The organism is Pseudoalteromonas tetraodonis (assembly GCF_002310835.1).
GTDB lineage: Bacteria > Pseudomonadota > Gammaproteobacteria > Enterobacterales > Alteromonadaceae > Pseudoalteromonas > Pseudoalteromonas tetraodonis.
The window spans coordinates 333,909-346,021 of record NZ_CP011041.1; the positions used below are offsets into that span (position 1 = coordinate 333,909).

Sequence of the window (12,113 nt, forward strand, 5' to 3'; positions counted from 1 at the left end):
ACCCGACCGATTACTGAGATAATCCCTTTCTTAATTTTGGGGCCAGGTCGTTAGGCGGGGTTTTATTTCAAATTTTAGAGTTCGTTTGTACTAAAAGATATGGCTGAGAAACGTAATATATTTCTAGTTGGCCCCATGGGGGCTGGCAAAAGCACGATTGGTCGTCACATTGCTGACCAATTACACCTTGAATTTGTTGATTCTGATCAAGAAATCGAACGTCGCACGGGCGCAGATATTGCCTGGGTATTCGATCTTGAAGGTGAAGAAGGCTTTAGACTTCGTGAAGAATCTGTTATTGGTGACTTAACCGAAATGCAAGGTATTGTACTTGCAACCGGTGGTGGCTCAGTAATGAGTAAAGAAGTTCGAAACAAGCTTTCGGCTCGCGGTATTGTTGTATACTTAGAGACACCGATTGAAAAGCAAGTTGCACGTACGCAACGCGACAAGCGTCGCCCATTACTGCAAACAGAAGAAGCACCTCGTGATGTACTTGAGCGCTTAGCAGAAGAGCGTGAACCATTATATAAAGAAGTAGCTGATTTTGTTGTACGCACTGATGAGCAGAGCGCGAAAGTTGTTGCTAACCAAATCATCGAGAAATTGGATTTTTAAAAGCCAGTATTAAAAAGGACTAACCCAGCATGCTTGAATTAACTGTTAATTTAGACGAGCGAAGTTATCCTATTTATATTGGCCAATCTGCACTTCAAGATACAGGCCGTCTAATCCATCACATTGGTGATTGTCGGCCTATCATCATTACTAATGAAACGATTGCACCGCTGTACCTTCAACAGTTGCTTGATTCATTAGCACAGCTAAACCCACTGCATTTTATTATTCCAGATGGTGAGCAATATAAATCACTCACTTGGTTTGAAAAAATTTCGGCATTCCTACTTGAGAATAATTGCGGCCGTGACACCTGCTTAATTGCATTAGGTGGTGGCGTTGTAGGTGATTTAACTGGATTTGTTGCTGCTTGTTATCAGCGTGGCGTCCCTTTTATCCAAATACCAACCACTTTATTATCTCAAGTTGATTCTTCAGTTGGCGGCAAAACAGCGGTTAATCACCCGCTAGGTAAAAATATGATTGGGGCTTTTTATCAACCCCAAGCTGTATTTATTGACACACGTTCGTTGCATACCTTACCAACACGCGAGTTTGCTGCAGGCATGGCTGAAGTTATTAAGTATGGCTTGATTTACGATACTGAACTGTTTGCTTATCTAGAGCATAACATCGCTAAATTACAACAATTAGACGAGACGTGTTTACAGCACATCATCTTCAGATGCTGTGAAATTAAAGCGCTCATTGTTGCACAAGATGAAAAAGAGCAGGGCCTTCGTGCGTTGTTAAATTTAGGGCACACGTTTGCGCATGCTATTGAAGCACAAATGGGTTACGGTGTTTGGTTACATGGAGAAGCAGTCGCAACAGGTATGGTGCTTGCTGCAAAGCTTGCTTATACTCGCCAAGATTTAACACGAGAAGATGTAGAGCGTATTGCTGCATTAATAGCGCAATATAGCTTACCAATCGAGATACCTAGCGATATGACCAGTGAGCACTTTTTACTGCATATGCGAAAAGATAAAAAGAATAAAAAAGGGACTATCCGATTCATTTTACCCACCGAATTTGGTCAATGTGCATTAGTTGATGATGTGTCTGATGATCAAGTCAGAGCATTGATCGAGCAATAAATGCAGTCACAAATTTTACCGAGCCGTGCGGCTTTGGTGGATAGAATCGCATTGCAATTTGAATATGGTCAAAACCTAATTGTTTTGTTGGGCACTTCTGGTTTAGGTAAAAGCTATTTGCTTGAAACCTTCATCACTGATAAATATAACGATTTTAATAAAGCGTTTGTGCAAGTTGGCGCTCAAATGACTGATGTGCAATTGATGACTCAATTATTAGAGCAAAGCTTTAATGCCCCTTTAATTGATCACAACCTGAGCTTATCACAAAACTATTATCAATTAGCGAAGCAACAACAATGCGGCGCGTGTTTATGGGTTATCGATGGCGGCAGGCACCTATCTGAAGAACTAATTGCAGAGCTCGAGCTGTTATCAAAAAGTGCGCCCAATGTGCTTTACATTATGATTGCATCGCAATCTAAATTGCCGTTTAAAGAGGCAGTTAATATTCATTTAGAGCCATTAAACTTGGTTGAAAGTAAGCAGCTAATGGGATGGTACTTCACGGCGCTACCTTATTATGAAGACCCTGTATTTAAAACCTTTTTAGTTGAAGCCCAAGGTAACCCAAGTCTTTTATTAGCCTGGCAGCCTAGCGAACAAGTTGCTGATATTATCGTAAAAGACAAAGTATCTTGGCGCTTACAGTTGCTCACACTATTACTCATAATTATGTTATTGATTATTGGCGTTGTATACAAAGCTGATATGACCCAATGGTGGAAAAATGCTAATAGTCAAAGCGATGAGCAAGTCCTCACAACCGCTATTACAACCGAGCAAGCTATTCAAAATAAACAACAACCGGTTAAATCACCAACCCTGTTTACTTCGCCACAGCCTATAACTAAAGAGCCAACTACAGATGAGAGTGCCCACAATGACGTGCCAGCAATTGTAGGAAGTTTAACTGAGCCATCGACTTTAACTGAACAAGAAAAGCCAGCACCGCCGCCGGTTGAAGAAGCGATTAGCGTACCTGAGGTGGTAAAGCAGCAAAGCCAAATAGTAAAAATACCCAGTAACTGGTACCTAGAACAACCTGAAGATAATTTTGTTATTCAGCTATTAGCCGTAACTCAGCAGCAGGTAGGCAATGAGTTTATTGCTGAACATAAGCTAGAAAGTATTACTAATACATACCAAACTAAACGAAATGGTAAAATGTGGTGGGTGGTAACAACAGGCAGTTTTGCTAACTTAAATGAGGCAAAACAAGCACTGCAAGCACTCCCTGCTGGAGTAAGAAAAAATAAACCTTTCTATAAAAAAATTAGCAAAATAAAACAAGAAATTGCACGAGTTGATCAGTAAACTCAGTGACTTTAGTGTAAAATCGCGCAACACCGAATTGAAGTAAAGAGCCAATGCAGCAAAAGAGTAGAGCCTTCCTTAAATGGGCTGGCGGAAAATACAGCCTCGTTGAAGATATTAACGCGCGACTAAATCAAGCAAGTAAACATGCAGATACCTTGGTTGAACCTTTTGTTGGTGCGGGCTCAGTGTTTTTAAATAGTAATTTTAAACACTATGTACTTAACGATATAAATGCTGATTTAATCAATTTATATAAAGAGCTTAAACGTTCGCCGGATGAGTTTATTAGCGATGCAAAAAAACTATTTGTTGATTTAAATAACCATCCAGATGCGTATTACGATTATCGTGTGCAGTTTAACCAAAGCAGCGATGTGTATGAGCGAGCTATTTTATTTTTATATATGAACCGCCATGGTTATAACGGATTATGTCGATATAACTTAAAGGGCATTTTTAATGTGCCTTTTGGTAAATATAAAAAGCCTTATTTTCCTGAAAAAGAAATGTACTTTTTTGCCAACAAAGCACAAAAAGCAACATTTACCTGCTTAGGCTACGATGATGTATTTAAACTGGTCCCTAAAAATGCGGTGATATACTGCGATCCGCCCTATGTGCCATTAAGTAAAACCGCATCGTTTACCTCTTACGCTAAAGGCGGATTTAATTTAGATGATCAGGCTAATTTAGCTAACTTGGCTGAGCAAGCGGCATTTGAGAATAACACGCCAGTCCTTATTTCAAACCACGATACCGTGTGGACACGCAAAATTTACAGTCAAGCATCACTGGATAAAATTCAGGTTAAACGTACGATTAGTCCAAAGGGCGGTTCACGAAATAAAGTGGATGAGCTAATGGCTATGTATTTAGCACCGAAGTCACGGTTGCATAAATAGCCAGTACAAATAATACAAACAGTACTACGGCAATAGCTATTAGCGTAATTGGAGAGTGTTGCTTAAAGTCTGTTTTGCGCTTATCTTCAGATTGAACACCAAAAAATGCAGCCAGTACGCTTTGTAACGCGCTAAAAAAGTGCTGCATTTAATTAAAATAATGGCTTGATTGAAGAGGGCTTGTGTTTGTCATCAGTACCCGTTAACAACTCTAGCAAGTCTAAGTAATGAAACTGAGCGCTACGACTATCGCCTGTTAACCAAGAGGCCCAAGACGAATCTTCTTCAATTTGAATGCAACGGGTTGCGCTATTATTAATAGCGTTGGTTTGCTCTTTATGAAGACAAATGTTGGCTGAGCCTAAATCTTGCTCAGTATTTGAGCAAAGCGATGTTGCTCCAATAATAACACTTACCGACGTGATTAATAATCCAATTTTAAAAGCACGCATAATATAAACCTAATAATTTAGTTCTTTGCCCAGCATAACAAAAACTGCTTAAATAATACACTTTATTTTTGTTATTGTTTATTTGTATTGTGTTTTAAATACTGAGTGGCCCCCGCTTAAAAACTGATTCTTTTTTTAATTATAAAGCCTACATCCTCAGCAGGTTATTCTTTTTCATGAATAGCCACAATAAGGCTTTAACATTACTTATTTGGCGCTATTTTTAAAGGTGCTACTTGGGTAACTTCGCTAATTAAGTTACATTAACGGCATAAATTATTCATTAACGGATTAGCGATGCTCAACTGTGAACAAAAATACTTAATAGCGCCCTCAATATTATCTGCAGACTTTGCACGATTAGGCGAAGATGTCGACAAAGTGTTAGCCGCAGGTGCTGATGTCGTTCATTTTGATGTAATGGATAACCATTATGTACCTAACTTAACGATTGGCCCAATGGTATGTAAAGCACTTCGCGACTACGGGATTAAAGCCCCGATTGATGTGCATTTAATGGTAAAACCGGTAGATAGTTTAATCCCACAATTTGCCAAGGCGGGTGCATCAATTATTACCTTTCACCCAGAGGCGAGCGAGCATATTGACCGTACTTTGCAATTGATAAAAGATGAAGGTTGCCAAGCAGGCTTAGTGTTCAACCCTGCAACGAGTTTAAGTTACCTCGATCACGTAATGGATAAAGTAGATGTGATCTTATTAATGTCAGTAAATCCTGGGTTTGGTGGGCAAAGTTTTATTCCACAAACACTCGAGAAACTGCGAGAGGCAAAACAACGCATTGTTGAATCTGGACGTGATATTCGTTTAGAAGTAGATGGCGGTATTAAAGTAGATAACATAGCAGCGGCGGCTGAAGCGGGTGCAGATATGTTTGTTGCAGGCTCAGCTATTTTTAATCAGGCTGATTATAAAACGGTGATTGATGAGATGCGTCAGCAATTAGAAAGTGTTGAATAATGAAATATGATGCAGCGTTTTTTGACTTAGACGGCACCCTAGTTGATAGCGTGTACGACTTGTATATGGCTTTAAATTTAACACTTAGCGATTTAGCGTTTCCAATTGTCAGTCAGCGATTAGTTGAAAGCTGGGTAGGTAATGGCATTGAGGTGTTAGTGAAACGAGCCCTTTGCGGCGATATGCAAATTAGTGAGCACCTCGATGAGGCTTTAAGCGAACGAGCTATCAATCTGTTTTATCAACATTACAGTGAGCAGGTCGGTGAATACAGTGTGTTATATCAGCATGTTGAAACTGGTCTTGCTGCTCTCAGTGGTATGCCTAAAGCACTTATTACTAATAAAGCACGCCGCTTTACTGAAATGCTTTTAGATAAGCTCGCTATTCGCAGTCATTTTGAAGTGATTGTTTGCGGTGACGACATGGCAAAAAAACCGTCACCTGAGCCGCTATTATTTGCTTGCGATGCATTAAATATAACGCCTTATAAAGCGATTATGATTGGTGATTCAAAGAGTGACATACTCGCAGCGCAAGCCGCTAACATTGACGTGATAGCGCTCACTTATGGGTATCACCAGGGAGAGCAGTTAGCGGATTATAATCCGCAGTACCTATGCGATAACTTCTTAGCTATAATACCGACACTAACACAGCGTTAAGCATTTTTAATTAAGTAAAAATAAAGGAAAATCATGAGTAAACCAGTAGTATTAAGTGGCATGCAGCCAACCGGTGGTATGACAATAGGCAACTATGTTGGCGCTATTAACCAGTGGGTTAAGCTACAGGAAGAATATGATAGCTACTTTATGCTTGCAGACTTGCATGCAATTACCGTACGCCAAGACCCTGAATTATTGCGTGCTCGTGTACTCGATGGCGTTGCGTTATATACGGCATGCGGTATTAACCCAGAAAAAGCGGCGTTATTTGTACAATCTCAGGTACCTGAGCATGCGCAACTTGGCTGGGTATTAAACTGTTATGCGCAAATGGGTGAGCTTAATCGCATGACCCAGTTTAAAGATAAGTCGGCAACGCATGCTAATAATATTAATGTGGGGTTATTTGCTTATCCGGCTTTGCAAGCGGCTGATATTTTACTGTACCAAGCAGACAAAGTACCTGTAGGTGAAGATCAAAAACAGCATCTTGAACTAACGCGTGATATTGCAACTCGCTTTAATAATGTTTACGGCGATATTTTTACGCTGCCAGAACCGTATATTCCAGAATTTGGTGCGCGAGTCATGAGCCTGCAAGATCCACTGAAGAAAATGTCTAAGTCAGATGAAAATCCAAATGGCTTTATTATGATGTTAGACGAGCCGAAAAAGATTGAGAAAAAGCTTAAAAAAGCAGTTACCGATTCTGACGAGCAAGCGCGTATTTACTTTGATCGCAAAGAAAAGCCAGGTGTATCTAATTTACTTACGCTACTAAGTGTGGCAACTAAGCGCTCAATTGAAGAGTTAGTCCCTGAATACGAAGACAAAATGTATGGCCATTTGAAAAAAGACACCGCAGCAGCTGTTGTCAGCATGATTGAGCCAATTCAAACACGTTTTAAAGAAATTCGTGAAGATCAAACACTTCTCAATGACATCATGAGAACAGGGGCTGAAAAAGCAAGCGCGCGTGCAGAAACTACATTAAAAGCAGTTTATGATGCGGTTGGGTTTATTCCACGCCCATAAGCGCGTTTATTTGCAGATACAAAAATGCCGCTAATTTAGCGGCATTTTTTATATCACGCTGATTAACATTAAAAAGCCAAATATAAATAGAAGTGACATTGCTTGCTTGTCTGTTTTATCCATCAATCGGCCTTAGCAGTTGTTTTGGAAGTTGTATTGTTAATATCAACTAAAGATACTTGGTAGCCTTTATTCTCAAGTAATGTCAGTAAGCTATCTTCTCCGGCGAGGTGTCCTGCGCCCACAAGTACAAATTCACTTTTATCGTTTTTAAACATTTGTTCTAGTTTAACTAGCCAGTTATTGTTTCTATCGGTCATTAATTGTTTATAAGTTGCAGGATCATTTTTTTGCATCGGTTCAAGTGCTACTGTATAGAGCGATTGTGTATCACCCTCACGCCAAGCTGAGAGTAATTTTTTAAACATCACACCGTAATTGTCAAACCCAGCTAAATTATTTTTGATAAAGTCATTTTCGTTATGTTCACCCATAGTCTTAAATAACTCTAACTGAAATGCCATCGTCTCTAAGTATTGTTGTTCTTTATTATCTAATGTCGCTTTTTTAGTAAAGTAAGCGTCAACGCCTTCACCCATTAAATTTTGTTTTTGCAACTCCATCGACATCAGCACAATACTAACCATTGCTGGGCGAAAGTTATCTAATTTATTCAGATTTGCACCAAATTCAGCCAGCTTGTTTTCTAATGCGAGCTTTACCTCTGGAGTTAGCTTTTGGCTCAATGTTTCATTATTTTTATAGGATAGTGCGCTCAACATTTTCATTTGTGCTTGTGCATCGCTAGGATCAGGTATTGGTGCTTCTAATACAATAGTATCTGCTTGTTTATAGGCGTGGTTAAACTCCACTGGTAGAGGCATTTCTGATTTCGGTAAAATGTGTACTGTGCCGCCAATAAATAATGAGTCATTTCCTTTGCTTACCTGCCACACTGAGCTTTGTGCTTGCACAGTCGTTGCTAATAAACAGCTGCTCAATAATACAGTTGCTGAAAATACTTTTTTAGTAAATGCGTTCATAACACTTCCTTAATGAAATTTTATTTATTATTGATTGGTTAAAATAGTGCTTATATAAGTTGTTAGTGATGACGTTATTTTCGAAAGGTTGCTATCAATTTTTGCGTTCATCTTGTTTATAGAAGATTCAAAGTCGGCCGTTATTTGATTCTCTATACTAGTAAATAATGTTTCAGTGTTTACTTCATGCTTAATGAGTGAATCGGTGTTTGTAGCATAAATTATTTGATTGCTATTGATAACTATTTCACCGGCTGCACATTGCCCTGAATTAGCTAATAGCGTGTTGCTTTTGCTTTCTGTAGCGACTGCAGAGGCTGTACTAAATACTGTTGCTAATATAATTACGGGTAATACTTTTTTAGTTGCGTTATTCATAATGAAACCTTTTTTATGTTTAAAAGTCAGCTTAATTAACATTTAAAAGTCGTGTTCAGTAAGCTGCTTGTTGATGACGTTTTAAAGAATATCGCTGAATTTACCGAGAGTCGCTTATCTAGATGTGAGTGATTTATTTATAAGAATTTTTATTGTTTTTATTGTTTTAAATTAAAGTGTTAGCCTTAAACCTTATCTGCAGAAATAAGGTTTCTAATTCACCTAACTATATTAAAAAGTGTACCTGTGATAGGGTTAGTGAAAAATAAAAATACGTAAACACTATGAATTATCAAATCGGACCTTGGCAATTTATTAGTAATCGCTGTGTGATTACTTCAAACAACATGGAAAGGGAATTAGACCCACTTTTAGTAAAGCTGTTACTGTATTTTATAGATAAGCCTCAACAAATCGTTTCCCGTCAAGCGCTAATAGAGAGTGTGTGGCAGCAAAGCTTTGTAGACGACAATGCGATTAATCGTGCTATTTCAGAGTTAAGAAAGCAGCTTGCTCACCCCATTGAAAAAGCGCCGCTTTTGAAAACGCATTACCGTAAAGGATATAGCCTAACAGTCATACCAGAGCGCTTAACGCAAGCAAACGCTTCTGAAAAGCCTGCAAACTTTTTGCCTGACTCACCGGATATTTCTGCAAAAAATGAAGAGGTAGTGACTGCAACTACTTCTCAACCGGTTCAAAGAACGAATAGTAAAAAGCTTTTGATCTATTCTTTAGTCGTCATTATTTTTATATGCTTTTTAGTATGGTTTGGGTTGTTTTTTATTAATGCACCTTCTAGCGAAAAGATTAAACAGATCACGGTTAATAAGGTAGCAAGCACGTGGAATATTGGCAGTGAAGTTCACCCTGAATTATCCTCAGATAAACAATATTTAGCTTACACCAATATAGAACCTGAAAATGACGTAATGCATGCATTTGTTAAGCGTCTTTCAGATCAGCGAGAGATTGAAATTACCTATCCAGGCTTTCAGGTGTCTATTTTATCATGGCAGTTAAACCAGCACTCAGTGCTATTACAAGCTACCAATTTAAAGCAGCAAAAGTGCGAAATGGTACTTGTTGATTTAAGCCAGTTTCCTGTTATAGGGGAGGCTACCTCTATTAAAAAGTGTGACCTTAGATATACAGGTTATGCGCAAGTAGACGAAAGTGGTGAACATATTTATTACACCGAATATAAAAATGAGCATGAAGGTTCAGGTTTATATAAATTTGATTTAGAACTTAAAAAAGAATTCATAGTGATCCCACCACCAGGGGTAATGTATGGCGTAATCATGCCGCGTTTATCTCATTCTGGTAATAAAATAGCATATATACTTAGTCAAAAGGGTAAGCCTTTTTCTGTATTTAGTTATAACTTTGAGACCCATGAAACCAAGCGGTTATTTAAAGCAGAAAAAAGCACGATTAGCTTTGCATTTGATTGGCTTGCTGACGATAAAGGCGTGATTGTATTTGAAGGTTCTGAGCTTTCAACCATTATGTTTGATGAAAAAAACATTGTTAAACATACGCTAACAGTAACCCCAAAGATAACTCCTTATTATATAGCGGTTCACTCTGCCAATAGTCTTTTTTATTCAGAGAATAAAACCCAATCATACTCGCTAATTAAAGCAACAGACCCTTTTGGCGATACACCTAAGTATGAAACGCTCTATAAAAGTGATAAAGACGACTACAACATTATTGAAATAGTTAATAAAGAAGGGCCTGCGCATGTTTTCGTATCTGAGCGTTCTGGCAGCAGTCAATTATGGCTCTCTCAAAATGGTTTTACAAAGCAACTTAGCTTTTTTAATTATGATGATGCCCCTTCGATTTTTGCATTAGGAATGCTCAGAGCTTCTCCCAATAAGCAGCGCATAATGTTCATAAAAAATAAAAGCTATTCACTTTATGACGTAAGCGCTCAAAAATTTTATCCGTTAGAAGAATTTAATAAGCATAAAATAATAAGCTATATTTGGTCAAAAAATAACGAAAGCATTATTTATATTAAGCGACTTGGTTCAAAAAATATATTGGCAGAGTTTAATTTACTCACTCGCGATACACGCGTGATAGAAGGAGTAAAAGCGAATAAACTCATTTCAGATAGTAAAGGTAACGGATACGTAACCAATGATAATCAATTAATTCGCCTTTCAGATAGGCAAAGCTGGGAATTACCTAAAAATGCCAAAAAGTCAGTTGCATATGGCATTAGCAAAAACTATTTCTATTATTCAGATTCTATTTCTAGAATCGCTAGGCTAAATTTACAAGATCAAACCATACAAGATACACACGTGGACTTTCGACCTATTGGTTTTGAGGTAAACGAAAGCAATGAAATATTGTTTACGGGATCTAAGTATAAAGATATGCAAATAGTACAAATTAGTTGGGGCGAATAGCGCTATTCATTATGCTGAAAAAGCCAGCGCGCGTGAAGAAACTACATTAAAAGCAGTTTATGATAAGGGTGGGTTTATTCCACGCCCATAAGCGCGTTTATTTTTTATACTTTAATGTTTTGTAGCAGAAATACCGGCAGACTCACAGGCTCTAACTATAAATTGATAACCGTAAGGCATGCTTTGATCAGGCGTTATTTCAATAATTTCGTAATCATTGAGCTCGATTGACTTACTCTCTGTTGATTTCTTACAACGTGAATAACTGTCTGCTTCATAACTATAGGCAAACATGGCAATTAAGCGCTTACTACGTTCAAAGTAGCCTTTAGTATCTAAAAACTGTCTAACCGTTTGAGTGTTCTTATCTTCGCCTTCTAAGCGAATACCAAATGTTTTTGTCTGAGCGCCGTCATTGTCTGAAGAGGGGAGTTTTTTCTCTATTTGCTCACTCAATTTTTCTATGGCTTGCTCTTGCTCAGCGGGGGATTTATTTGCGAGCGATTGGCTATTTTCAAAGCTATTTACTATATCGTTTAATACTTTTTCAGGCGGTTTTTCATCAATAAATGCAATCAGACTTACAAACACTACCGTCGCTAAAAAAAAGCGGGTTAATGCAGTTAGAAGTGGTGAGTAGCTTTGGCTAATAAACTTTATGCGATCAGATCCAAATGGCTTGATTAGTAATAACACTATGATGTAAAAAGGCAAAATAAGTTGTAAGCCGAGCAGTGTTGCCAGAGTTATTCCTAGTGTCCAAGGCGGTAAATATAATAAAGTGGCAAAGTTATGAGTGTAATTAAAGTGATTAGCTGATACCTGAGTGACTTCATTTACAATGCCACTAGCACTTGCTAAAACAAAGTTAGCAATACTGGCATAAAATACCAAAATAAGTGCTTTACCGGCGAGTGAATTCCATAGTTGATTAAACTTAGGCCAAAATTCTATGATCAGCGCAATAATAGTAATAGTGGCACATAGCCACGTTAACTTAAAAATGGCTAGGGTTATAAACGCAAGCAGATAAAGTTTTTGCGCGGTGTTAAGGTTAAACCATATGCTTTTTATATGGCTAAGCAGTTTAACTTGGTGTGGTTGCCAGCTTTTTTGCTGTTGCTTAAACTGCTTATTAGCACGCCATTTTGCAATTTTTAAATACCTTAACACCGACTTTCCTTATC

General features: G+C 38.1%; 13 protein-coding genes. 8 read left to right on the forward strand and 5 right to left on the reverse strand.

Features of this window, described 5'->3' with window-relative positions:
* The first annotated feature begins 99 nt into the window (after positions 1–99).
* Genes aroK through PTET_RS01525 form a run of 4 tightly spaced genes read left to right on the forward strand, consistent with a single transcriptional unit; the run spans position 100 to position 3,940 of the window.
* On the forward strand, positions 100–618 hold the full coding sequence (gene aroK / locus PTET_RS01510; protein ID WP_008466255.1) for a shikimate kinase AroK: 519 nt from the start codon (positions 100–102) through the stop codon (positions 616–618).
* Between the two features lie 29 nt (positions 619–647).
* Positions 648–1,718, forward strand: a complete 1,071-nt coding sequence (gene aroB / locus PTET_RS01515) for a 3-dehydroquinate synthase (RefSeq protein ID WP_008115047.1) — start codon at positions 648–650, stop codon at positions 1,716–1,718.
* On the forward strand, positions 1,719–3,035 hold the full coding sequence (locus PTET_RS01520) for an SPOR domain-containing protein (RefSeq protein ID WP_096038099.1): 1,317 nt from the start codon (positions 1,719–1,721) through the stop codon (positions 3,033–3,035).
* Between the two features lie 53 nt (positions 3,036–3,088).
* On the forward strand, positions 3,089–3,940 hold the full coding sequence (locus PTET_RS01525; RefSeq protein ID WP_008115051.1) for a Dam family site-specific DNA-(adenine-N6)-methyltransferase: 852 nt from the start codon (positions 3,089–3,091) through the stop codon (positions 3,938–3,940).
* Here the strand turns inward: PTET_RS01525 and PTET_RS01530 are convergent.
* Together PTET_RS01530 and PTET_RS01535 are read right to left on the reverse strand one after the other, a co-directional pair.
* Positions 3,903–4,088 (reverse strand): DUF2970 domain-containing protein, encoded by a 186-nt coding sequence (locus PTET_RS01530; protein ID WP_096038100.1) that lies wholly within the window; start codon positions 4,086–4,088, stop codon positions 3,903–3,905. The genes PTET_RS01525 and PTET_RS01530 overlap by 38 nt on opposite strands.
* Positions 4,089–4,092: 4 nt before the next feature.
* On the reverse strand, positions 4,093–4,392 hold the full coding sequence (locus tag PTET_RS01535) for a hypothetical protein (protein WP_008115055.1): 300 nt from the start codon (positions 4,390–4,392) through the stop codon (positions 4,093–4,095).
* Positions 4,393–4,689: 297 nt separating this feature from the next.
* On the opposite strand from PTET_RS01535, the gene rpe reads away from it, so the two are divergent.
* From rpe to trpS, 3 genes are read left to right on the forward strand one after another with little or no spacing between them, the layout of a single operon-like run.
* Complete coding sequence (gene rpe, locus PTET_RS01540) at positions 4,690–5,373, forward strand: ribulose-phosphate 3-epimerase (RefSeq protein ID WP_096038101.1); 684 nt, start codon at positions 4,690–4,692, stop codon at positions 5,371–5,373.
* Positions 5,373–6,038, forward strand: coding sequence for a phosphoglycolate phosphatase (locus tag PTET_RS01545; protein WP_016900316.1), 666 nt, complete (start codon positions 5,373–5,375; stop codon positions 6,036–6,038). The genes rpe and PTET_RS01545 overlap by 1 nt, the downstream gene beginning before the upstream one ends.
* 33 nt (positions 6,039–6,071) lie before the next feature.
* Entirely contained in the window at positions 6,072–7,076 is a 1,005-nt protein-coding gene (trpS, locus tag PTET_RS01550; protein WP_008115060.1) for a tryptophan--tRNA ligase, read from the forward strand.
* A 122-nt stretch (positions 7,077–7,198) separates the two neighbouring features.
* On the opposite strand, the gene PTET_RS01555 is transcribed toward trpS, so the two are convergent.
* On the reverse strand, positions 7,199–8,119 hold the full coding sequence (locus tag PTET_RS01555) for a TraB/GumN family protein (protein ID WP_013463911.1): 921 nt from the start codon (positions 8,117–8,119) through the stop codon (positions 7,199–7,201).
* Between the two features lie 27 nt (positions 8,120–8,146).
* Complete coding sequence (locus PTET_RS01560; protein ID WP_013463912.1) at positions 8,147–8,497, reverse strand: hypothetical protein; 351 nt, start codon at positions 8,495–8,497, stop codon at positions 8,147–8,149.
* Between the two features lie 284 nt (positions 8,498–8,781).
* Here PTET_RS01560 and PTET_RS01565 point away from each other — a divergent pair, with 284 nt between their 5' ends.
* Positions 8,782–10,926 (forward strand): winged helix-turn-helix domain-containing protein, encoded by a 2,145-nt coding sequence (locus PTET_RS01565; protein ID WP_016900314.1) that lies wholly within the window; start codon positions 8,782–8,784, stop codon positions 10,924–10,926.
* Positions 10,927–11,037: 111 nt separating this feature from the next.
* On the opposite strand, the gene PTET_RS01570 is transcribed toward PTET_RS01565, so the two are convergent.
* On the reverse strand, positions 11,038–12,099 hold the full coding sequence (locus PTET_RS01570; RefSeq protein ID WP_096038102.1) for a hypothetical protein: 1,062 nt from the start codon (positions 12,097–12,099) through the stop codon (positions 11,038–11,040).
* Positions 12,100–12,113: the final 14 nt, after the last annotated feature.

Bases quoted from the DNA above. Each gene is read 5' to 3' on its own strand.
- aroK (WP_008466255.1), top strand. From the start codon at position 100: ATGGCTGAGAAACGTAATATATTTCTAGTTGGCCCCATGGGGGCTGGC.
- aroB (WP_008115047.1), top strand. From the start codon at position 648: ATGCTTGAATTAACTGTTAATTTAGACGAGCGAAGTTATCCTATTTAT.
- PTET_RS01520 (WP_096038099.1), top strand. From the start codon at position 1,719: ATGCAGTCACAAATTTTACCGAGCCGTGCGGCTTTGGTGGATAGAATC.
- PTET_RS01525 (WP_008115051.1), top strand. From the start codon at position 3,089: ATGCAGCAAAAGAGTAGAGCCTTCCTTAAATGGGCTGGCGGAAAATAC.
- PTET_RS01530 (WP_096038100.1), bottom strand. From the start codon at position 4,088: ATGCAGCACTTTTTTAGCGCGTTACAAAGCGTACTGGCTGCATTTTTT.
- PTET_RS01535 (WP_008115055.1), bottom strand. From the start codon at position 4,392: ATGCGTGCTTTTAAAATTGGATTATTAATCACGTCGGTAAGTGTTATT.
- rpe (WP_096038101.1), top strand. From the start codon at position 4,690: ATGCTCAACTGTGAACAAAAATACTTAATAGCGCCCTCAATATTATCT.
- PTET_RS01545 (WP_016900316.1), top strand. From the start codon at position 5,373: ATGAAATATGATGCAGCGTTTTTTGACTTAGACGGCACCCTAGTTGAT.
- trpS (WP_008115060.1), top strand. From the start codon at position 6,072: ATGAGTAAACCAGTAGTATTAAGTGGCATGCAGCCAACCGGTGGTATG.
- PTET_RS01555 (WP_013463911.1), bottom strand. From the start codon at position 8,119: ATGAACGCATTTACTAAAAAAGTATTTTCAGCAACTGTATTATTGAGC.
- PTET_RS01560 (WP_013463912.1), bottom strand. From the start codon at position 8,497: ATGAATAACGCAACTAAAAAAGTATTACCCGTAATTATATTAGCAACA.
- PTET_RS01565 (WP_016900314.1), top strand. From the start codon at position 8,782: ATGAATTATCAAATCGGACCTTGGCAATTTATTAGTAATCGCTGTGTG.